The organism is Actinopolyspora mortivallis, assembly GCF_003001495.1.
GTDB classification, from domain to species: domain Bacteria; phylum Actinomycetota; class Actinomycetes; order Mycobacteriales; family Pseudonocardiaceae; genus Actinopolyspora; species Actinopolyspora mortivallis_A.
The window spans coordinates 1-20081 of sequence record NZ_PVSR01000008.1; the positions used below are offsets into that span (position 1 = coordinate 1).

20 protein-coding genes and 1 pseudogene are annotated in these 20081 nt (G+C 71.5%); 17 read left to right on the top strand and 4 right to left on the bottom strand.

The features are described from left to right. The 5 genes and pseudogenes from CEP50_RS07675 to CEP50_RS07695 form a co-directional block, all read left to right on the top strand. Positions 1 to 983: pseudogene (locus tag CEP50_RS07675) on the top strand (hypothetical protein); the annotation flags it as partial. 148 nt (positions 984 to 1131) lie between these two features. Then, on the top strand, positions 1132 to 1995 hold the full coding sequence (locus tag CEP50_RS07680; RefSeq protein WP_051099002.1) for a sugar phosphate isomerase/epimerase family protein: 864 nt from the start codon (positions 1132 to 1134) through the stop codon (positions 1993 to 1995). Between the two features lie 83 nt (positions 1996 to 2078). Beyond that, the gene (gene proC, locus CEP50_RS07685; protein ID WP_106113332.1) at positions 2079 to 2897 is read left to right on the top strand and encodes a pyrroline-5-carboxylate reductase; all 819 of its coding nucleotides are present in this window, start codon (positions 2079 to 2081) and stop codon (positions 2895 to 2897) included. A 198-nt stretch (positions 2898 to 3095) separates the two neighbouring features. Beyond that, positions 3096 to 4109: an NAD-dependent epimerase/dehydratase family protein gene (locus tag CEP50_RS07690; RefSeq protein WP_106113248.1), complete on the top strand. Its 1014-nt coding sequence runs from the start codon at positions 3096 to 3098 to the stop codon at positions 4107 to 4109. A gap of 9 nt (positions 4110 to 4118) precedes the next feature. After that, complete coding sequence (locus tag CEP50_RS07695) at positions 4119 to 5099, top strand: lysophospholipid acyltransferase family protein (protein ID WP_106113249.1); 981 nt, start codon at positions 4119 to 4121, stop codon at positions 5097 to 5099. An 87-nt stretch (positions 5100 to 5186) separates the two neighbouring features. On the opposite strand, the gene CEP50_RS20315 is transcribed toward CEP50_RS07695, so the two are convergent. From CEP50_RS20315 to CEP50_RS07710, 4 genes are all read right to left on the bottom strand, one after another. Next, a complete protein-coding gene (locus CEP50_RS20315; protein WP_146134761.1) occupies positions 5187 to 5390 on the bottom strand; it encodes a hypothetical protein in 204 nt (67 codons plus the stop codon). After that, on the bottom strand, positions 5387 to 6688 hold the full coding sequence (locus CEP50_RS07700; RefSeq protein WP_106113250.1) for a peptidoglycan-binding domain-containing protein: 1302 nt from the start codon (positions 6686 to 6688) through the stop codon (positions 5387 to 5389). The genes CEP50_RS20315 and CEP50_RS07700 overlap by 4 nt, the downstream gene beginning before the upstream one ends. 459 nt (positions 6689 to 7147) lie before the next feature. After that, positions 7148 to 8101, bottom strand: a complete 954-nt coding sequence (locus CEP50_RS07705) for an HAD family hydrolase (protein ID WP_106113251.1) — start codon at positions 8099 to 8101, stop codon at positions 7148 to 7150. Between the two features lie 306 nt (positions 8102 to 8407). Then, entirely contained in the window at positions 8408 to 9130 is a 723-nt protein-coding gene (locus CEP50_RS07710; RefSeq protein ID WP_258175007.1) for an RNA polymerase sigma factor, read from the bottom strand. Positions 9131 to 9434: 304 nt separating this feature from the next. On the opposite strand from CEP50_RS07710, the gene CEP50_RS07715 reads away from it, so the two are divergent. The 12 genes from CEP50_RS07715 to CEP50_RS07770 all read left to right on the top strand — a co-directional run bounded on the left by CEP50_RS07715 (position 9435) and on the right by CEP50_RS07770 (position 19994). Further along, positions 9435 to 9680 carry a glutaredoxin family protein gene (locus CEP50_RS07715; protein WP_106113253.1) on the top strand — a complete coding sequence of 82 codons (246 nt, stop codon included), beginning with the start codon at positions 9435 to 9437 and terminating at the stop codon, positions 9678 to 9680. 443 nt (positions 9681 to 10123) lie between these two features. Further along, complete coding sequence (locus CEP50_RS07720) at positions 10124 to 10972, top strand: redox-sensing transcriptional repressor Rex (protein WP_019852677.1); 849 nt, start codon at positions 10124 to 10126, stop codon at positions 10970 to 10972. Further along, entirely contained in the window at positions 10969 to 12393 is a 1425-nt protein-coding gene (locus CEP50_RS07725) for a glutamyl-tRNA reductase (protein ID WP_106113254.1), read from the top strand. The genes CEP50_RS07720 and CEP50_RS07725 overlap by 4 nt, the downstream gene beginning before the upstream one ends. Beyond that, on the top strand, positions 12390 to 13328 hold the full coding sequence (hemC, locus tag CEP50_RS07730; protein WP_106113255.1) for a hydroxymethylbilane synthase: 939 nt from the start codon (positions 12390 to 12392) through the stop codon (positions 13326 to 13328). The genes CEP50_RS07725 and hemC overlap by 4 nt, the downstream gene beginning before the upstream one ends. 14 nt (positions 13329 to 13342) lie before the next feature. Next, positions 13343 to 14875: a bifunctional uroporphyrinogen-III C-methyltransferase/uroporphyrinogen-III synthase gene (locus CEP50_RS07735; protein WP_106113256.1), complete on the top strand. Its 1533-nt coding sequence runs from the start codon at positions 13343 to 13345 to the stop codon at positions 14873 to 14875. A 128-nt stretch (positions 14876 to 15003) separates the two neighbouring features. Beyond that, entirely contained in the window at positions 15004 to 15999 is a 996-nt protein-coding gene (gene hemB / locus CEP50_RS07740) for a porphobilinogen synthase (protein WP_106113257.1), read from the top strand. Beyond that, positions 15996 to 16535, top strand: coding sequence for a hypothetical protein (locus CEP50_RS07745; protein ID WP_106113258.1), 540 nt, complete (start codon positions 15996 to 15998; stop codon positions 16533 to 16535). Before hemB ends, CEP50_RS07745 begins: the two co-directional genes overlap by 4 nt. Positions 16536 to 16652: 117 nt before the next feature. Then, a complete protein-coding gene (locus CEP50_RS07750; RefSeq protein ID WP_146134762.1) occupies positions 16653 to 17336 on the top strand; it encodes a hypothetical protein in 684 nt (227 codons plus the stop codon). A gap of 51 nt (positions 17337 to 17387) precedes the next feature. Continuing rightward, positions 17388 to 17831, top strand: coding sequence for a hypothetical protein (locus CEP50_RS07755; RefSeq protein WP_106113260.1), 444 nt, complete (start codon positions 17388 to 17390; stop codon positions 17829 to 17831). Next, positions 17818 to 18327, top strand: coding sequence for a hypothetical protein (locus tag CEP50_RS07760; RefSeq protein WP_181188268.1), 510 nt, complete (start codon positions 17818 to 17820; stop codon positions 18325 to 18327). Before CEP50_RS07755 ends, CEP50_RS07760 begins: the two co-directional genes overlap by 14 nt. A gap of 141 nt (positions 18328 to 18468) precedes the next feature. Then, complete coding sequence (locus CEP50_RS07765; protein WP_106113333.1) at positions 18469 to 19638, top strand: GDSL-type esterase/lipase family protein; 1170 nt, start codon at positions 18469 to 18471, stop codon at positions 19636 to 19638. Positions 19639 to 19664: 26 nt separating this feature from the next. Then, positions 19665 to 19994, top strand: a complete 330-nt coding sequence (locus CEP50_RS07770; RefSeq protein ID WP_106113261.1) for a hypothetical protein — start codon at positions 19665 to 19667, stop codon at positions 19992 to 19994. Positions 19995 to 20081 lie beyond the last annotated feature (87 nt).

Here is a 20081-nt window from a genome sequence, read left to right on the forward strand (position 1 = left end):
CGATCTACCCCCGTGGGAGCGGGCGGTCTCCCGCCCCCGCGGCACCGGAACCGGACGGCGGTGAACACCCCACGGCAGGCGCCGCACCCGCCCCGGAGGACCGGACGGTGGCCCCCGAGGAATCCGCCGCGCCCCAGCCGTGGGCCCCTGCCTCCGGTAGCGGCCCGGCAGAGCAGGCCCCGGTGCCCGCCCCCGAGGACACCGAGGTGACGGCGCGACAACCGGTGCTGCGGGACGCGGAGGCGGCACCCGCAGCGCCCACGGAGCCCGCACCCGACGATCCGCCCACGGTCGCGGGGGAGGTCCTGCACCGCCCGGCGGCGGAGCCCACGGCGGTGCCGGACGAGGGCGATGTCACCGAACGTTTCCCTCCCGTGGCCGAAGGACCCGTCGCGGAACCCGCCGCCACTGCCGAGACCTCGGAGGACACCACCCTGCTGGAGTACCCGGTCGGGGTGCAGGCACCCGCCTCCGGGGAGGAGAGCGCCGAAGCGGGGGATCCCTACGATCTGGCCCACCGCGAGCCGACGGCGCCGGAGGACCCCTTCGCGGAGGCCGACGACTTCGACGACGGTGCCGAGGACCCGGTGGACCCCGACGCGGAGGGGGCCACCTCCGGCCGCCCCGGCGAGGACTCCGGGCGGGAGCTCCGCGAGCTTCCGGCCGGTCTCGACGAGGACTTGGAGGACGAGCCGGACGAGGAGGTCGGTGCGGGCCGCTCCCGGGCGCTGGAGTGGACCGTGCTGCTGGGCCAGGTCGCCGGCGGCGTCGTCGCCGGAGGACTGGTCTGGATCGGTTTCCGCTGGCTGTGGCAGGAGTTCCCGCTTCCTGCCCTGGCCGCCGCCCTGGCGTTCACCGGGGTGCTCGTGCTGGTGGCCCGCAAGCTCCTGCGCAGCGACGACCTGCAGACCGTCCTGCTGTCGGTGCTGGTCGGGCTGGCGTGCACCGTGTCTCCGGTCGCTTTGTTGCTGGTGGGATACTGAGCGCGTTCGACGGATGCCGTCGCCTCCACCGCGCGGAGGGGTTCCGTGACGTGTTCGGGGTCGTTGCCGGACACGTTCCGGCTCCGAGGTGTCGGCGGAGACGGCCGGACAGTCCTCCCCTCGTGTCAGTGGTCGAGTTTTGGCGGACATGACTCGCGAAACACCTGTGCCAGCCAGCCCCGAACCCCACCGCCCCACGGTGCCGGTGGGATTGTCCAGCGCGTCCGTGTGGCCCCAGCCCGTCAGCGCGGCTTTCGAACTGGCGGCGGACCTGGGCTACGACGGGGTGGAGGTGATGGTCTGGGCCGACGCGACCAGCCAGGACGTCTCGGCGTTGCGGCGACTCTCCGAACAGCACGGTGTTCCGGTGCTGGCCGTGCACGCCCCGTGCCTGCTCATCACCCAACGGGTGTGGTCGGCGGAGCCGGAGGAACGGCTGCGCAGGGCCGTGGTGGCCGCCAGTGAGCTGGGCGCCTCCACCGTGGTGGTGCACCCTCCCTTCCGGTGGCAGCGCAGGTACGCGGAGAACTTCGGGGAGCTGGTGGAGTCTCTGGAGGAGGCCAGCGGTATCCGCGTCGCCGTGGAGAACATGTTCCCCGTGCGCCCCCCGAACAGCTGGGACCGACTGCGGAGGAACCGGGCGACGGGACTGTCGGCCTTCCGGCCCTCCCCCGATCCCACCGAGGTGGGGTTCCGGCACTACACGCTGGACGTCTCCCACGCGGCGGCGGCCCAGACCGACCCGCTGGAACTGATGGCGCGCATGGGCCGGGGCCTGGCCCACGTGCACCTCACCGACGGCACCGGTGCCCCCCGCGACGAGCACCTGCTGCCGGGGCGCGGTACCCAGCCCTGTGCCGAGGTCTGTTCCGCCCTGGGGACCGGCGGCTACACGGGTGCGGTGGTGGTGGAGGTCAACACCAGGAAGGCGCGGACGGTGGACCAGCGGGCCGCCCTGTTGTCCGAGGCGTTGTTGTTCGCCCGGTTGCACCTGGAGCCGCTGCGGGCGTGAGCCGGGCCGCTTCCCACGGGTTTTCCCACGTGGTGGACGGGACCGTGGGTTCGGCCGCTGCCGCCGTCTGGCACCCTGAGCCCATGTCGACGATCGCCGTACTCGGGGCAGGAAAGATCGGGGAGTCGCTGCTGTCCGGCCTGCTCGACGCAGGGCACGCACCGGAGAAGCTGGTGTTCACCGAGCGGTACCAGCAGCGGGTGGACGAGCTGACCGAGCGCTACGGTGTCCACGGTGTGGACGTGCCCACCGCCGTCGAGCGGGCCGACGTGCTGGTGGTCTCGGTGAAACCGCAGGACATCGAACCGCTGCTCGACGAGATCGCTCCGCTGGTCACCCCCGAGAAGCTGGTGGTGACCCTGTGCGCGGGACTGCCGACGGGACTGTTCGAGCGGCGCTTCGCCGCGGGCACCCCCGTGGTGCGGGTGATGCCGAACACGCCGATGCTGGTCGGGGAGGCGATGAGCGCGATCTCCGGCGGCACGCACGCCACCGAGGCGCAGCTGGACACCGTGGAGCAGCTGCTCGGCAGCGTGGGCCGGGTGGTGCGTGTCCCGGAGAGCCAGCAGGACGCGGTGACCGCCCTGTCCGGTTCCGGTCCCGCCTACTTCTTCTACCTGGTCGAGGCGATGGTCGACGCGGGCATCCTGCTGGGGCTGCCCCGTTCCGTGGCCGCCGAGCTGGTCGTGCAGTCGGCCGTGGGCTCGGCCGCCATGCTCCGGGAGGGCGAAGGACACCCCGTGATCATGCGCGAGGGGGTCACCTCCCCGGCGGGGACGACGATCTCGGGCATCCGCGAACTGGAAAAGCACGGGGTGCGGGCCGCGATGATCGACGCGATCGAGGCGGCGCACTCCCGGTCGGTGGAGCTGGGTGCCACACACCGCCGGACCGACGAGTAGACGGCCGGTGCCCTCACCCGGTCCGGGGTGATCCACGGCGGAAACCTCCCCCGCGCCCGTTTCGGGGCGGGCTCCCGGCGTGTGCGGGGTAGGATCGTCCGTGATCCTTCGGTGGCGGGCCGTTGGCCGCGCGGCAGCGGTGCCGCCGCAGGCCGGGTCGTGGTGTCCGGGTGGTCGTAGGCGTCCGGGAGGCCGAGGATGCCCGAGGTCGTGCTCGTCACTGGGGTGAGCGATTTCGTCGGCGCGCACCTGGCCGGAAGGCTGGCCGCCGAGCCCGGGGTGCGGCGGGTCGTCGGTGTGGACACGGTGGCGCCTTCCCGGGAGCTGGCGCGCCGCATGGGCGGTGCCGAGTTCGTGCGGGCCGACATCCGCCATCCGCTGATCTCCCGGGTGCTGGCCGACAGCGGGGCGGACACCGTGGTCCACGCGGGAAGCGCCCCGGAGGGGACCACCCTCGCCCGGTCCTCGGCCACGGAGACGAGGGTGCTCGGCACGATGCGGCTGCTGGCCTCCTGCCAGAACTCCGCGCGGGTGCGCAAGCTGGTGCTGAGGTCCACCACCGCCGTGTACGGGTCGGATCCCCGCGACCCGGCGGTGTTCACCGAGGACACCGCCCCCAGGGACCCACCCTCCTCCGGTGCGGCCGGGAACGCGGTCGACGTGGAGGGCCACGTGCGCGGTTTCGCGCGGCGACGGCCCGATGTGGACGTCACGGTGCTGCGTTTCGCCGACCTGGTGGGACCCCGCATCGACTCCGCGTTGACGAGGTACTTCGCCGCCCCGGTGGTTCCCACCGTGCTGGGCTGGGACGCGTGTCTGCAACTGCTGCACCCGGAGGACGCGCTCGCCGTGTTGCGGCGGGCGGTGCTGGAGGACCACCCGGGGGTGTTCAACGTGGGGGCCTCCGGGGTGCTCACGCTCGGGCAGGCGGTCCGCCGGGCGGGACGTCTCGGGGTGCCGGTTCCCGGTGCCCTGGCGTCGTCCCTGGCGGGGATGCTGGCGGGCGGCGGGGAGCGGGTGCGACCACCGGATCTCGGTCGGGTGGCCGACACCACGAGGCTGCGGCGGTGTTTCGGCTTCACTCCCCGGTGGACGACACGGCAGGCTTTCGACGACTTCGTGCACGGCCGGGGACTGCGCCCGCTGGTGGCGCCGGAGTGGATCGAGGCGGCGGAACGGGAAGTGGACCGGGCGATGGCCCGGATCGGCTGAGGAGGCCCGGTGGCGGATGCGAGAGTGATTCCGTTGTATCCGGACGAGGACGGAACGTCCTCCGCGTGGGGGCGTTGCCCTCGGGACGAGGACACCGGGACTGGAGAGACCGGATCGGACGGAGCGGACGACGCGGAGGGGAACCCGGCGGGGTGGCAGCTCGCGCTGGCCGATGCGGTGGCCTTCGCGCGGCGCCGGTTGCTGGGCGAGTACACCGTGGACGAGTTCGGTTTCGACCGGGAACTCACCGACCGGGTTTTCCTGCCCGCGCTGCGGGCGGTCTACGACAACTGGTTCCGCGTGGAGGCCACGGGCCTGGACAACGTGCCCGGGGACTCGGCGGCGCTGGTGGTGGCCAACCATTCGGGGACGTTGCCCTGGGACGCCCTGATGACCACCGTGGCGCTGCACGAGCAGCACCCGGCGGGGCGGCACCTGCGGATGCTCGGGGCCGACGTGGTCTTCGCGACCCCGTTCGTGGGCACCCTGGCGCGGCGCAGCGGCCAGACGCTGGCCTGCAACGAGGACGCGCAGCGCCTGCTGCGCTCCGGCGAGCTGGTCGGCGTGTGGCCGGAGGGGTTCAAGGGCATCGGCAAACCGTTCCGGGACCGCTACAAACTACAGCGCTTCGGGCGGGGAGGCTTCGTCTCGGCGGCGATGCGCTGCGGAGTGCCGATCGTGCCCTGCTCCATCGTGGGGGCCGAGGAGATCTACCCGAAGATCGGGGACGTTCCGCCCCTGGCCAGATTGTTGGGGCTGCCGTACTTCCCGGTGACGCCGTTCTTCCCGCTGCTGGGGCCGTTGGGGGCGGTGCCGCTGCCGACCAAGTGGTACATCGAGTTCGGAGAGCCGATCGAGACCGCCGGCCACGGGGCCGAGGCCGCCGAGGACCCGATGGTGGTCTTCGACCTCAGCGACCGGGTGCGCGAGACCATCCAGGAGACGATCTACCGGCTGCTGGCCCAGCGGGGCAGCGTCTTCTTCGGCTGATCCGCCCGGGCGCGGTACTCAGATCCGGGCCTTCCCTCCGGGTGGTTCGGCCGTCCAGGGTTACGGACGGCCGAACCGGAGGAGGCGTCAGTCCGAGCCGTACTGGCTGATGCGGTCGGCACCGATGTGCCAGCGCATCGCGTCACGGTTCTGGGGTCCGTACACGCGGTCCCCGCGATCCCCGTTCTCCGCTGTACGTTCACACGGCGTCGCGGGTGGTGGGCCGTGGATGTCGTCCGCGGCGATGGAATGCCCCTCGCGGACACGCGGCGAGCGCCGTACCGCGGTCACGGGCGTGTGTAGCCGTAGATGTTGGCCGAATACGGATCCACGTTGTACTTGCGGCTGACGGCGTTGGAAACGTTGCCGCCGATGAGGTTCAGCGTGCCGTCCGCGTTGACCGATTCGACGAGGTCCACGTGGACACTGCTCGAAACGCTCGAGGGGCCGGAGCCCCAGAACACCGCGTCACCCGGTTTGATGTCGGAGAAGCCCCGCGAGGCGGGCACGGAGTGCCCGTTGCTTCGTCCCCACATGTACCAGTCACCGGTGAACCAGTAGCTGGGCACGTCGACCCCTGCCTGCTGCCACACCCAGGTGCCGAACTTCGCGCACCAGGGTTCGCACATGCCGCCGTACTTCTGGCAGTTCGAGCCGTTGATCTCCTGGTAGCCGTGCTCACCGGCAGCGATCGCGACGATCTTCTCCCGAGTGGAGCCGTCGGCCGGAGGGGCCGGGTCTCCCGAGGGGTAGTCACACATCGTCCGGGAGATGCCCATCTCGCTCATGGTGTTCGGACCGGCCATGCCGTCCACGGCCAGCCCGTGGTCGCGCTGGTAGTCCTCGACCGCCGCGCGAGTGTTCGGGCCGTAGGCACCGTCGGCGGGTGTGCCCGTGGCCCGCTGGATCTTCTTGACCTGCTGGCTCATGTGGTCACCGGTCACCGGCCCCGCGATCGCGTCGGTGGAGATACAGGCGTCCCGCTGGAAATCCATGGTGGCCGAACGTGTCTGCGGCCCGACGATGCCGTCGATCCCGCTCCACGGCAGGTAGCCCATTCCCGCCAGGTTCCACTGCACCTGTTTGGTGTATGTGGACGGATAAGGCAGGCCCTCGACGTCGTCGGAACAGCCCTTCCGCCGTTCGATGCCCATCGAGCCCATGGTCTGCGGTCCGGCTATGCCGTCGTAGGTGAGGTTGTGATCACGCTGGTAGAATTTCACGGCCTGAACTGTCCACAGCCCGTAGACGCCGTCGGCGACGGTGCCGGCAGCACGCTGGACCTCCTTGACCTTGTCCGTCAGGGCCGTGTTCGTGTTGGGGCCGGCGATGCCGTCCACCGTCAGGCACTGCGCTGACTGGAACTTGGTGATGGCTCCGGAGGTCTGGGGGCCGTCGATACCGTCGACGCCCTCCCACGGCAGGTACCCGAGCCCCGCGAGGTCCATCTGGATCTCGCGCACTGAGAGGTCCGGGGCCGCCGCCGACTGGCCGGGGGCCGCGACCGCACCTGTAGCGGCCAGCAGCAGTGCCAGCAACCCGAACAGCAGGTTACGCGCACCCGCTTTCGGTAAACGTGACTTGTGCATGGATTCCTTTCCCGGGAAATCGAATCGCCGGACGTGTTCGCGAGGACCGCCGTGCGCCTTCGGACTCCGGCGGCGGATCGATCCGCGACCCGGGCGTTCCGTACGCCCCCAGTGAGGACACGTGCCGGAACGTGGCCATGATCCGGCGAACCTGTCGAGCCGACATCATTCCGGTAGTCCATCCCCATCGCAAGAGTTGTTGGGACAAGAGGGGAAGTTCCGGACACGTTACGAGGAACGCCGCTATCTGGAGAGGACACACCGTTCGTGCTCGATCATGAGCGCGGCAACCGTCGAACGGCTCGTTACACCGCGTCGATCCGGCGGACGCGCCATTGCCACGAGAGAACCGAAACATGGCACGGCAGGACGCTGCTGCCGTACCAGGCGATCCCGCCCTTCTGGCCGGGGGTCGTCGAAGCCGACCAGGAGCGCGACGGGGAGTTTGGGGGTGACCTGTCAGGCCCGGTCGCGGCGCCGGTAGGCCAGCCCGGCCGCCAGCGCCCCGGCCAGAGCCCCCGCCCCGAGCACCGAGTGGGCGCCGATACGGGCCGCCTTGCGGCCGGTGCGGAAGTCGCGGACGTCCCAGCCGCGCACCCGGGCGATCTCGCGCAGCCGCTGGTCCGGGTTGACCGCGACGGCCCTGCCCACCACCGAGAGCATGGGCACGTCGTTGGAGGAGTCCGAGTAGGCGGTGCAGCGCCGCAGGTCCAGTCCCTCGCTGGCGGCCAGTGCCCGCACCGCGTGCGCCTTGGCGCGCCCGTGCAGCATCTCGCCCACCAGTCTGCCGGTGTAGACGCCCTCGGAGTGCTCGGCCACCGTGCCCAGCGCCCCGGTCAGCCCCAGCCGCTGCGCCATGATCTGGGCCAGCTCCACCGGTGTCGCGGTGACCAGCCACACCCGCTGTCCCGCATCCAGGTGCATCTGGGCCAGGGCGCGGGTGCCCGCCCAGATCCGGTCGGCCATGAGCTCGTCGTAGATCTCCTCGCTCAGCCCCACCAGGTCGGCCACGTCCCGCCCGGCCACGAACGACAGCGCCTGCTCCCGGCTGGAACGCAGGTCCTCCACGTTCTCGTTGCCCCCGATGCGGAACTTCACCTGCTGCCAGGCGAACCCCGCCAGGTCCGAGGGCCTGAAGAACTTCCGGGCCGCCAGTCCCCGGGCGAAGTGGAACAGCGAGGCCCCCATCATCATGGTGTTGTCCACGTCGAAGAACGCCGCCGCCGTCAGGTCGTGCGGGGCTGTGGCGCTCGCGTCGTCCGGGGTGGCGGTCACCGCGGCCTCCGCGGAGGCCCGACCGGCCAGTTTGGCGCTGTCCAGGGAGTCCTCCCGGCCGCGTCGACCGGTTTCGGACGCGTTGACGTGCTGGTCACCGTTGTCGGTTCGCTCCGCTGAGCCTGGCCATGTAGGCACCGCCGCGCCTCCCGGTGTCCTCCGGAGTCGTCCTGTGTCGCTGTGGCCCGCGGGCGGCTGTTGGGGGGTCTCGGTGCCCGCCGCCGGCCTTCCTAGCTTAGAGGCATTGTCCGCCTCCGGTATTGACCCAGTCGGGGGCGGCGTTATTCCAGGGCCGTCCCGGCGGTGTGCCGGGTGCTCCGGGCGGGTGTGCGGAACCACTCGGCGCGGTCCCGTGGGAGCCGGGTGGTGGAGTGTGGCGGGGTGCCCCGTCGCCGGGGTGGGTGATCGGCGGCCCGTTCCGTCGGCCCGGCGGAATCGCCGGTCTCAGCGGGGATCGTCGGGCAGCAGCTGGGCGAGCCTGCGGACCGCCCGGTGTTGCAGCGCCTTGACGGCGCCCTCGTTGCGGTGCATGCGTTCGGCGGTTTCCGTCACGGAAAGCCCCTGGAGGAAGCGCAGCCTGATGCACTCGCGCTGGTCCGGGTTGAGGCGGCGGACGCAGTCCAGCAGTTCCGCGTGGGCCGCCTCGGCCAGCACCTGCTGTTCGGGACCGTTGTGCTGGGGCCCGTCGCGGTGGGACTCCACCGGGTCGGCCAGCGGGATCTCCAGCCTGTTCCGGCTGGACTTGATGTGGTCGAGCAGCAGGTTCTTCGCGATGGTGATGAACCAGGCGGCCACGTCGCGCCCCTGGTAGCTCACCGAGGCGATGCGCCGCAGCGCCCTGGCGAAGGTCTCGCTGGTGATGTCCTCGGCCAGACAGTGGTCGCTGACCCGGAGCAGCACGTAGCGGTACACCAGGTGTGCGTACTGGTCGTAGAGCTTGCCGAACGCCTGGCTGTCCCCGTTCTGCGCCTGGTGGACGTGGTTCCAGTTCTCCGGGGTCTGCTCGGGGACGCCGCTTTCCTGCCCGGGTTCGGTCGGTTCCCTGGGGGCCGTGTTGAGTTGCCGGGAACCGGTTCCGGACGAGCTGGTGGGGGACTGCCGGTTCCCCTCGGGCAGGGCGGGCGGGCGTCGCAGGGTCGGTTGGTGAAGCACCGTGGCCTGAAGCATGTCCGCTCCCTGGATTCGGCGGTGTTTCGGCGGTGTGCTGTGCGAGCCCCGTCGGGGATCGGTTTTCAGGATCGGCAGCATACGTGGTGCTACTGTCCGGTAGGTAGTGGTTGCGGGACTCGAATTGATACGGATTTCCGACCTCCGCGCGCTTCGGAGGCCGCGGACTGCTCCGTACCGGTGATCCCCGTCACCGGACGGGTGTCCGCGAAACGGGGGCGACCTCGGTGCGTGCCCGCCGGGGTCGCGGGAGGACAATCACCGGTGGACCGTGGAGACGTCCGTCGAAACGAGGTGATCGGGTTTGTCCGGCGAGCACGAGGTGACACTGCTGGTCCGGCGGGACTGCCCCGCCTGCGACACCGCGGAGACCGAGATCTCCGAGGTGTGCGCGGAGCTGGGGGTGCCCTGGCGGACCTCCGACGTCGACGGTGACCCCGAGCTGCGCGCCGAGTTCGGGGACCGCGTGCCGGTGATCCTCGTCGACGGGGTCGAACACGGTTTCTGGAAGGTGGAACCGCAGCGCCTGCGTGCCGCGCTCCGCGCGTGACCACCCTGCGGGACGGGGCGGACACGTGTCGGTGTCGGCCGAGGGTGATCTGCCCGACTTTTTCGTGGCGCGGCGGTCCCCGTGTTTCGCGCCGCGCCTTCCGAGGAGGGGGTGCGCGGCCCGCATACCACTCGTTTTGGCACGTCGGGGGGCTTTCGGGGATGATGCTTCGCGTGACTGTGGGTCTCGTTACGGCGGGCCCGGTCAACTTTGTGCATGTGTTCACAAATAGCTACGGTGGGCGGTGTCGTGTTGCCGGACTCGTTCCGCGGATTTCCCGCACGCGATCTTTGGTGGCGTAGGCACACGTCCCCGGATGTCACGACTTCGTGGTCGGTGTTGTTCCGAACCGGCCGCCGCGTTCGGAAACGGGGCGGCAGCCGGATCGCGTCCCCACCGGTCACCGACGAACGCACCAGCAGGCAGGGCGAGGGAGAGCCAGCGTGACGGCGCACGGAGAGGGCGTGCGAGACGACGGTCCGCGTGACGCGGACGAGACCGCGGCACAACCGCGGCCGGCGGAGGGGATCACCGTGCCCGAACCCCAGGACCGGGCCAGGTCGATTCCGGAGGCGGCCGTGGCCAGGCTGGCGGTGTACCTGCGTGTGCTGTCCGGCCTGGCCGAACAGGAAGTGCACACCGTCTCCAGCGAGGAACTGGCCTCGGCCGCGGGGGTCAACTCGGCGAAACTGCGCAAGGACCTGTCCTACATCGGCTCCTACGGAACCCGGGGAGTCGGCTACGAGGTCGCGGTGCTCATCGGCCAGATCGAGCGGACCCTGGGGCTGACCCAGCAGCACCGGGTGGCCGTGATCGGCATCGGGAACCTCGGGCACGCGCTGGCCAACTACGGCGGGTTCCCGAACCGGGGTTTCCCCGTGGCGGCGTTGTTCGACCTCGACCCGGACCTCATGGGTGTGCCGGTCGGCGGTATCCCGGTCGACCACGTCGACGACATCCCCCGCGTGTGCGCCGAACGCGACATCACCATCGGCGCGATCGCCACACCGGCCAAGGGCGCCCAGGACGTCTGTGACCGACTGGTGCAGGCCGGTGTGCGCTGCGTTCTCAACTTCGCCCCCGTGGTTCTGCAGGTTCCCGAGGAGGTCGAGGTGCGCAAGGTCGACCTCGCGGTGGAGATGCAGATCCTGTCCTTCCACGTAGCCCGCCGAAGCCAGGAGCCCCAGGAGTCCGGCGACCCCGGGGACGGTGTCGACGGGACACCGCAATCGAAAACTCGTGACGTGAACGCCGGGGCCGACCCGGTGGACGGGATGGTGGTTCGGTCGTGAATCTGCTCACCGTCGGGCTGTCACACCAGAGCTCCCCGGTGCGGATGCTCGAACGTGTGGCGGTCGGTGCCGAGGACGTCGACAAGCTGCTGCACGAGCTGCTGGGCAAGGAACACGTCTGCGAGGTGTTGCTGCTGGCCACGTGCAACCGGGTCGAGGTCTACGCCGTCGCGGAAACCTTCCACGGCGGTCTCGACGACGTGACCTCGGTGTTGGCGCGGCACTCCGGTTCGGAGTTCGCCGAGCTGGCCGACCACCTCTACGTGCACTACGCCGGTGCCGCCGTGGAGCACCTGTTCTCGGTGGCCGCCGGGCTGGACTCCATGGTCGTCGGGGAGGCCCAGATCCTCGGGCAGCTCCGGCAGGCCTACCACGACGCCGACCGGGCGGGCACCGTGGGCAAGACCCTCCACGAGCTGGCCCAGCAGGCGCTGCGCGTGGGCAAGCGGGTGCACTCCGAGACGGAGATCGACGCCGCCGGGGCCTCGGTGGTCTCCGAGGCGCTGGCCGACGCGGAACGGGCCCACGGCACCCTGTCCGGGCGCTCCGCGCTGATCGTCGGCGCCGGATCCATGGGCGGTCTCGCCGCCGCCCAGCTCCGCAGGCTCGGGGTCCGCGAGGTGGTGATCGCCAACCGCACCCCCGAGAACGGGGCGCGGCTGGCCGAGTCGCTGCGCTCGGAGGGGCTGTCCGCCGACACGGTCGCCCTGGACGCGCTGGACAGGGCCGTGCGCGAGGCGGACGTGGTGGTCACCTGCACCGGGGCGGTCGGAACCGTGGTGGACACGGAGACCGTCTCGGCGGCGCTGTCCGAACGGGCACCCGGAAGACCGCTGGTGGTCTGCGATCTCGGCCTTCCCCGGGACACCGCCCCGGGGGTCGACGAGCTGGCCGGGGTCACGGTGGTGGATCTGCAGTCCCTGCAGCGTAGACTGGCCGAGGAGAACGGTGGCGGTGCCGAGCGGGACGCGACCGCGATCGTCGCGGAGGAGGTCCGCTCCTACCTGGCGGCCCAGCGTTCGGCCGAGGTGACCCCCACGGTCACCGCGCTGCGCAAACGAGCTGCCGAGGTCGTGGACTCCGAGCTGCTTCGCCTGGACTCCCGGCTGCCCGAACTCGACACGGACGTTCGCGAGGAGCTGTCCCGCACGGTTCGCCGTGTGGTGGACAAGTTGCTGCACACTCCGACCGTCCGGGTCAAGCAACTGGCTGCGGCGCCGGGCGGGGCCGGCTACGCCGACGCGCTGCGCGAGCTGTTCGAACTCGACCCGCAGACCGCCGCCGTGATCGGAACCCCGCAGGTCGTGGAGGACGGGGAACGTGGCAGCCGGGGTGTGAGCACCTCCGTCTCACACGCCCAGGGGACCCAGAGCCCGGCCGTCCCGCACGATCGCTCCGAACAGGACGGTGAGGACCGTTGACCGAGACCCTCCGCATCGGCACCCGGGGAAGTGCGCTCGCGATGGCGCAGAGCTCGACGGTGGCCGAACGACTGGAGCGCGCGGGACACACCACCGAGCTGGTGCGGGTCTCCACCCCGGGTGACCAGTCGCAGGCCCCGATCAGCGAGATCGGGGTCGGCGTGTTCACCTCCGCGCTGCGGGAGGCCTTGGCCGCCGGTGAGGTCGATGTCGCCGTGCACTCCTACAAGGACCTGCCCACCGCGTCCGACCCGAGGTTGGCGCTGGCCGCGGTCCCTCCCCGTGAGGACCCGCGGGACGCGCTGGTCGCCAGGGACGGTCTGACGTTGGGTGAACTGCCTCCGGGCTCCGTGGTGGGGACCGGTTCGCCGCGCCGCGCCAGCCAGCTCGAAGCTCTCGGACTGGGGCTGGAGGTGCGCGGTATTCGTGGCAACGTGGACACCCGAATGCGTAAGGTGACCGACGGTGAGCTGGACGCCGTCGTGCTCGCCCGCGCGGGCCTGGCCAGGGTGGGCCGGCTCGGGGTGATCACTGAATCGCTCGATCCACTGCAGATGCTGCCCGCACCCGCCCAGGGCGCGCTGGCAGTGGAGTGCCGCGTCGAGGACGTGGACACCGAGCATTTGCTGCAGTCCGTGTTGGACGATGAGGCCAGCCGCGTCGCGGTGGCCGCCGAGCGCGCCATGCTCGCAGCGCTCGAAGCCGGCTGTAGTGCGCCCGTCGGGGCACTGGCCGGAGTGGTGGAGGACCTCGACGAGGACGGCCGTGCCGTGAGCCGGCTGTCCATGCGCGGGGTGGCGGCAGCCGAGGACAACGCGTTGCTGCGTGCCTCCGCCACTGGTGAGACGACCGCCGCTGAGCAGCTGGGCAGGGACGTGGCCGCCCAGCTGCTCGAGGCCGGAGCCGCGATGCTCAGCGGCCCCGGCAGTAGTTGATGGGGAGTGCCCTGATGACCCGAGCACGTAATACCCCCGGACGAGTGGCTTTCGTGGGCTCCGGTCCCGGTGATTCGGGCCTGCTCACCGTCCGGGCCAGACATTTGCTGACGCACGCGTCCCTCGTGGTGACCGACCCGGACGTTCCCGCCGACGTGTCCGCGCTGGCGGACGAGGCCGCCGAGGTGCGGCCTGCGGTCGGGGAACCGGCCGACGTGGCCGGCAACCTGGCCGAGGAGGCGCGGACCGGACGTCCGGTGGTCCGGCTGGTCTCCGGGGACCCGCTCACCGCGGACGCGGTGGTGCGCGAGGTCCAGGAAGTGTCCAAGACCGACGTCTCCTTCGAGGTGGTTCCCGGCGTGCCCGCCGGCACGGCGGTGCCCGCCTACGCGGGGGTCGCCCTCGGCTCCGCGCACGCCGAGGTGGACGTTCGCAGCGAGGTCGACTGGCAGGCCCTGGCCACCACCAACGGTCCCCTGGTGCTGCACGCCTCGGGGAGCCACCTGGCCGAGGCGGCCTCCGCCCTGGTCGAGCACGGGATGAGCCCGCAGACCCCGGTGGCGGTGACCGCCTCGGGAACGACCGTCTCGGAACGCACGATCGACACCACGCTGGCCTCGGTGGCCGGTGACGCGGGCGAGCTCCAGGGCCCGCTGGTGGTCACGGTCGGTGACGTCGCGGGCAACCGCAGCCCGTTGTCCTGGTGGGAGACCAGGGCCCTGTACGGGTGGAAGGTGCTCGTGCCGCGCACCAAGGACCAGGCGGGAGCCATGAGCGACCGGCTGTGGTCGCACGGCGCCGTCTCGCACGAGGTGCCCACGATCTCGGTGGAGCCGCCGCGCAGCCCGGCCCAGATGGAACGCGCGGTCAAGGGGCTGGTCGACGGCCGCTACCAGTGGGTGGTGTTCACCTCGGCCAACGCGGTCCGCGCGGTGTGGGAGAAGTTCCACGAGTTCGGCCTGGACGCCCGGGCCTTCTCCGGCGTCAAGATCGCCTGCGTCGGCGAGGCCACCGCGGACAAGGTGCGGTCCTTCGGCATCAACCCCGAGCTGCTGCCCTCCGGGGACCAGTCCAGCGAGGGGCTGTTGCAGGACTTCCCGCCGCACGACGAGGTCCTCGACCCGGTGGCCCGGGTGCTGTTGCCGCGCGCCGACATCGCCACCGAGACGCTCTCGGCCGGGCTGACCGAGCGCGGCTGGGAGGTGGACGACGTCACCGCCTACCGCACGGTCCGGGCGGCCCCGCCGCCCGCCGAGACCCGCGAGATGATCAAGACCGGTGGCTTCGACGCTGTGTGCTTCACCTCCTCGTCCACCGTCCGGAACCTGGTCGGCATCGCGGGCAAGCCCCACGCCAGGACCCTGGTGGCCTGCATCGGCCCGAAAACGGCCGAGACGGCCAAGGAGTTCGGCCTGCGGGTGGACGTCCGGCCGGAGGTGGCCCAGGTTCCCGCGCTGGTGGACTCGCTCGCCGAACACGCGGCCCGGCTGCGGGCCGAGGGTGCGCTTCCCCCGCCGAAGAAGGCCAAACGGACCCGGCGCTCCTGAACGGGGTGCCCCGGCGGTGCCGCCCGTCCGTGTGACGGTGGCGGCACCGCCGTGACCGGCGGGGAGTACGGTGAGCCACCGGTGCCCTCCGATCGTCGTCCACGTCGTCCGTGCGAGGTGTTCCAGACTTGTATCCCGCGGATCGTCCCCGCAGGCTGCGCCGCAACGCGGCGCTGCGCCGGCTCGTGTCCGAGACCGAGGTCCGGCCCCGGCACCTGGTGCTGCCGATGTTCGTGCGTGAGGGCGCGAGCGAACCGGTGGACATCCCCTCCATGCCGGGAGTGCCGCACCACACCAGGGACTCGCTGCGCAGAGCCGCCGTCGAGGCGGTCTCGGCCGGTGTGGGCGGGCTGATGCTGTTCGGGGTGCCCGCCGAGCGCGACGCCACCGGCTCGGCGGCGGCCGATCCGGACGGGGTGCTCAACGTGGCCCTGCGCGACGTGGCCGCCGAGGTCGGCGACGACACCGTGATCATGGCCGACACCTGCCTGGACGAGTTCACCGACCACGGCCACTGCGGGGTGCTGGACGAGTCGGGCAACGTGGACAACGACCGCACGCTGCGCCTGTACGGGGAGATGGCGCTGGCCCAGGCCGAGTCCGGGGCGCACGTGCTAGGCCCCAGCGGGATGATGGACGGCCAGATCGGGGCCATCCGGGAGGCGCTGGACGCCGCCGGTTTCCACGAGACCTCGCTGCTGGCCTACTCGGCGAAGTACGCCTCCGCGTTCTACGGGCCCTTCCGGGACGCGGTGGACTCCCAGCTGTCCGGGGACCGCAAGACCTACCAGCAGGACCCGGGCAACGCGCGGGAGGCCGGACGGGAGGTGGCCCTGGACCTGGCCGAGGGCGCCGACATGGTGATGGTCAAACCGGCCCTGTCCTACCTGGACCTGGTGCGGCGGACCGCCGAGACCTCCTCGGTGCCGGTGGCCGCCTACCAGGTCTCCGGCGAGTACTCCATGATCGAGGCCGCCGTCGAGCGCGGCTGGCTGGACCGCCAACGCACCGTGCTGGAGACGTTGACCTCGGTGCGGCGCGCCGGAGCGGACATCGTGCTCACCTACTGGGCGACCCAGGCGGCCCGCTGGTTGCGTGACGAGCCGACGGGGGATGCCGAGTGACCGCACCGTGGACCCGGAACGACGCCCCGGCCTCCCCGAGCAACCCGCTCCCGCGCTCGGTGTGGCTGGCCCGCTGGCTGTGGCTGGCCGCCACGGCGGTCGGGTTCGTGCGCTCGGTGATCCAGCTGTCCGACCGCAGGACGTTGACCGAGCAGGTGCGACAGCTGGAACCCGAGCTGGCCCAGCACGAGGTGGACGCCGCCGTCAACGGCGGGATCATGTTCTCCCTGCTGGTGTCGATCGCCGTGGCCGTGCTGTACGTGTTCCTGGCCACGCGCACGGCCCAGGGGCGCAACTGGGCCCGGGTGATCATACTGGTGCTCTGCGGGCTGCTCGTGTTCAGCACCGCGATGACCCTGCTCACCACGGCGGTGGGGATGCCCGAGGACTACGTGCGGATGTTCCCGGGCCTGACACCCGACCCGTTGAGCGTGATCCTCGGTGTCGTGATCGCGGCGTTGGACGTGGCCGTGTTCGTGCTGTTGCTGCGCCCGGAGTCCGGCCGGTTCTTCGCCGCCGCGCGCAAGTCGCGGTGACCTTCGCCCGGAGCGTGTGCGGTCGACGGCCCGGCCGCCGGTGTACTGTGCGCGGAGACACATAACGGTTGGTGAATATCGGTGGACACCACCGGAGGGGGTTTCTACCGTTTGCCCGTGACTTCCCCACAGAATCCATGGCAACAGGAGCCGTCCCAACAACCCGACCCCTACCAGCAGGGGTACTCGCAGCAGGGTGGCCAACCCAACCCCTACGCGGCACCGCCGGTGGACACCGGTACGACGCTCGCCGCGCACCGCCCGCTCACGGTCAACATCGCCTTCTGGATCGCGGTGCTCGCCCCGATCGTGGTGACGCTGCTCATGGGCGCGTCCATGCTCTCCATATCGGAGTTCATCGGCCAGACCGTCGGCGCCACCATCACCGAACAGGACATCCCCGAGAACATGACCCGGGATGAGTTCCGCAGCGCCATGATGGCGGGCGTGATGCTCGTGTTCGGGTTCCTCCTCTTCCTCTTCGCGGTGCTGACCACGCTGTGGATCGTGTTCGGCTTCAAGATGCGGGCCGGGCGCAACTGGGCGCGGATCACCCTCACCGTGTTCGCCGCCGTGTGGCTGGTGTTCATGCTCCCGAACCTGTTCGGCAACGGCATGACCTCGGTGGACACCACCCAGACCGTGAACGGGCAGACCGTCCGCATGGACGAGGTTCCCACCGTGCTGACCGCGCTGAACATCAGCATCGGAGCGGTCAGTGTCGTCTCGACGATCGCCTTCCTGGTGCTGGTGTGGCTGCGGCCGTCCAACTGGTTCTTCTCGGCCGCCAAGCGCGCCTGACCCCGCCCGGCTCGCCCCGCGCCGGCCGGAACGGCGGGATACCTTCGGTCCATGGCCACACCGCGATCGCCGCTGTCCGGGACGCCGCCCGCGCTGCGTGCCGGGCTCGGACTCTGGGGAGCGGTCGGGGTCTTCCTGCTGGTCCGCGCGCTGCTCTCCTGGCTGGACTTCGGGACCCTGCGCGACCGCGTGACGCAGGTCCGCGACCTCCCGGCGGGGCGAGCCGCGGCGATGGTGCGCGATCTGCTGCTGGTCAACACGGCGTTGGCCGTGGTGCTGGCCGCCGGGTACCTGGTGCTGGCCTGGTTGGTGCTGCGGCGGCGGTCCTGGGCCCGGATCGCGCTCACCGTGCTCGCGGCCGTGCACGTGCTGTCCGTGCTGGCCTTCGGCGCGTGGACGGCCTCCAACCTGATCGTGTTCGTGCTGGTGGTGCTGGCCTGGGCCTGCTTCTGGAGACGTTCGACCTCGGAGTGGCTGTCCGGTGAGCGCGGCTGAACGGATCCGCTACTCCGAGGTCGGCTCCGGCTGGTGGCCGCTCACCTGGGGCCCGCTCTTCGCCGCGTGCGGGCTGGTGGTCGAACTCGTCACCGCCGGGCCGGCGCACCCGCTCCAGTGGCTCGTGCCGGCGGCGCTGTCGGTGCCGCCGACCCTGGTGTGGGTGCGGGCCCGCCGGCGCTACCGCTCGGTGCTGGTGACCTCGCGGCGGCTGGTGGTCGGCGGCGAGTGCCTGCCGGTGGCACGGATCGAGTCCGTGCCGGAGTCCGACGGCACCGACACCGGCCGGGTACTGGGCGGCCGGATCACCGTTCCCCGGGGCACCACGCCGGTGCCGCTGCTGCTGCGCCCGGACGAGGACGCCGAGGGCGGCGAGCGTCGGGTGTTGGCCTGGGCGGCGGACCCGGAGGCGCTGCGCGCGGCCCTGGCCCCCGACCGGGGCGGGCGAGCGCAACCGGAGAGCTCCCCGGAGGAGACGCGTGGCGACCTGGCGTGAACCCCGCCCACCACGAGCCCCCGGCAGCGGTGCAACCGGGAAAACCCCGTGAGCCCCGGTGGCCGGGACTGCCAGGATGAGAGCGTGAGCCATCCCGACGACGACACCGCCGGTTCCCCCGACAGCCCGGGCCCGGCGGACCTGCTCACCCGCCCGGTCACCGCGGATCTGCTGCGCGGGGCCGTGGAAGTGGAGCACACCGAACACGGGCTGCTGCCGCACCGGTTGCCCGCCCGGGGCCGCGCCCAGTGCCCCGACGAGCAGCTGCTGACGATCGAGTCCCAGCCCTCCGGGGTGCGGCTGGTGTTCCGCACCGCGGCCACGCTCGTCGAACTGGACGTGCTGGCCACCAAGAAGACCTACCGGGGAGTTCCGACCCCGCCGCCGGACGGGGTTCACGAACTGCTCGTGGACGGTCGGCTCGTCGGGCGGGCCGGGGTGAGCGAGGGCAACGTCCTGACCGTGGACATGAGCACCGGGGAGACCGAAACCCGCCCCGGCCCGGTCGGGACCGTGCGGTTCCCCGGTCTGCCGGAGGGGACGAAGGACGTGGAGATCTGGCTGCCGCACAACGAGACCACCGAACTCCGCGCCCTGCGCACCGACGCCCCTGTCGAGTCCGTCCCGCCCGGAGACCGGCCGGTGTGGCTGCACCACGGCAGTTCGATCAGCCACGGCTCCAACGCGACGAACCCCACCGCCACCTGGCCCGCCCTGGCCGCCTCGCTCGGCGGGGTGGAGCTGGTCAATCTGGGACTGGGCGGCAACGCGCTGCTCGACCCGTTCACCGCGCGCACCCTGCGGGACACCCCAGCCGGGATGATCAGCCTCAAGCTCGGCATCAACCTGGTCAACACCGACCTGATGCGGCTGCGCGCCCTCACCCCGGCTGTGCACGGTTTCCTCGATACGATCCGGGAGGGCCACCTCCGCACCCCGTTGCTGGTGATCTCCCCGCTGCACTGCCCCATCCACGAGGACACCCCCGGGCCCACCGCCCCGGACGCCGAGGCCGTCCGCGCCGGGACCATGCGGTTCCGCGCCACCGGGGACCCCGGCGAACGGGCACAGGGGAAGCTGACCCTGGAGGTCATCCGCCGGGAGCTGGAGCGGGTGGTGCGGCAGCGGGCCGGTGAGGACCCGAACCTGCACTATCTCGACGGGCGTGAGCTCTACGGCGCGCACGACGCCGTCGAACATCCCCTGCCCGACGGGCTGCACCCGGACACCGCCACGCACCGCCTCATCGGCCAACGCTTCGCCGAGCTGGCCTTCGCCGAGGGCGGCGTGTTCGCCGCCGGGCACGGCTGATCCCGCCGACGTGCGATCCTGAGCGGGTGCGGGATTCCGAGAACGAACCGGAGTCGGTCGGGACGGGTTCGGCCGAGCTGCACCAGCCCTGGCGGCTGGGGGTGTGCGGGGCCGAACTGGTGCTCGCCGCCCTGCTGGTGGTCGGGGCGCTGCTGGCCTGGGACCGCTCCGTGGTGACGATCGAGGTGCCGGGTGCCTCCGGCGGTACCGTGGTCTCCAGGATGCTGGGCAGCTGGGTCACCCTCGCGGTGGCCGCCGTCACGGCGGCGGGTCTGCTGGTGCTGGACGGCTCCCGGCAGCTGGTGCTCGGCACCCGGCCGAGACGGCGTCGTGCTCGCGCGGGCTCCCGGGGTTAGCTTCTTCACGGAAACCGCCCGCGTTCGCCGAAACCGGCGGCGGACCGCCCGGTTCCCGCCGGGGAGGCCCGGTTCCGGAGTTCCGCC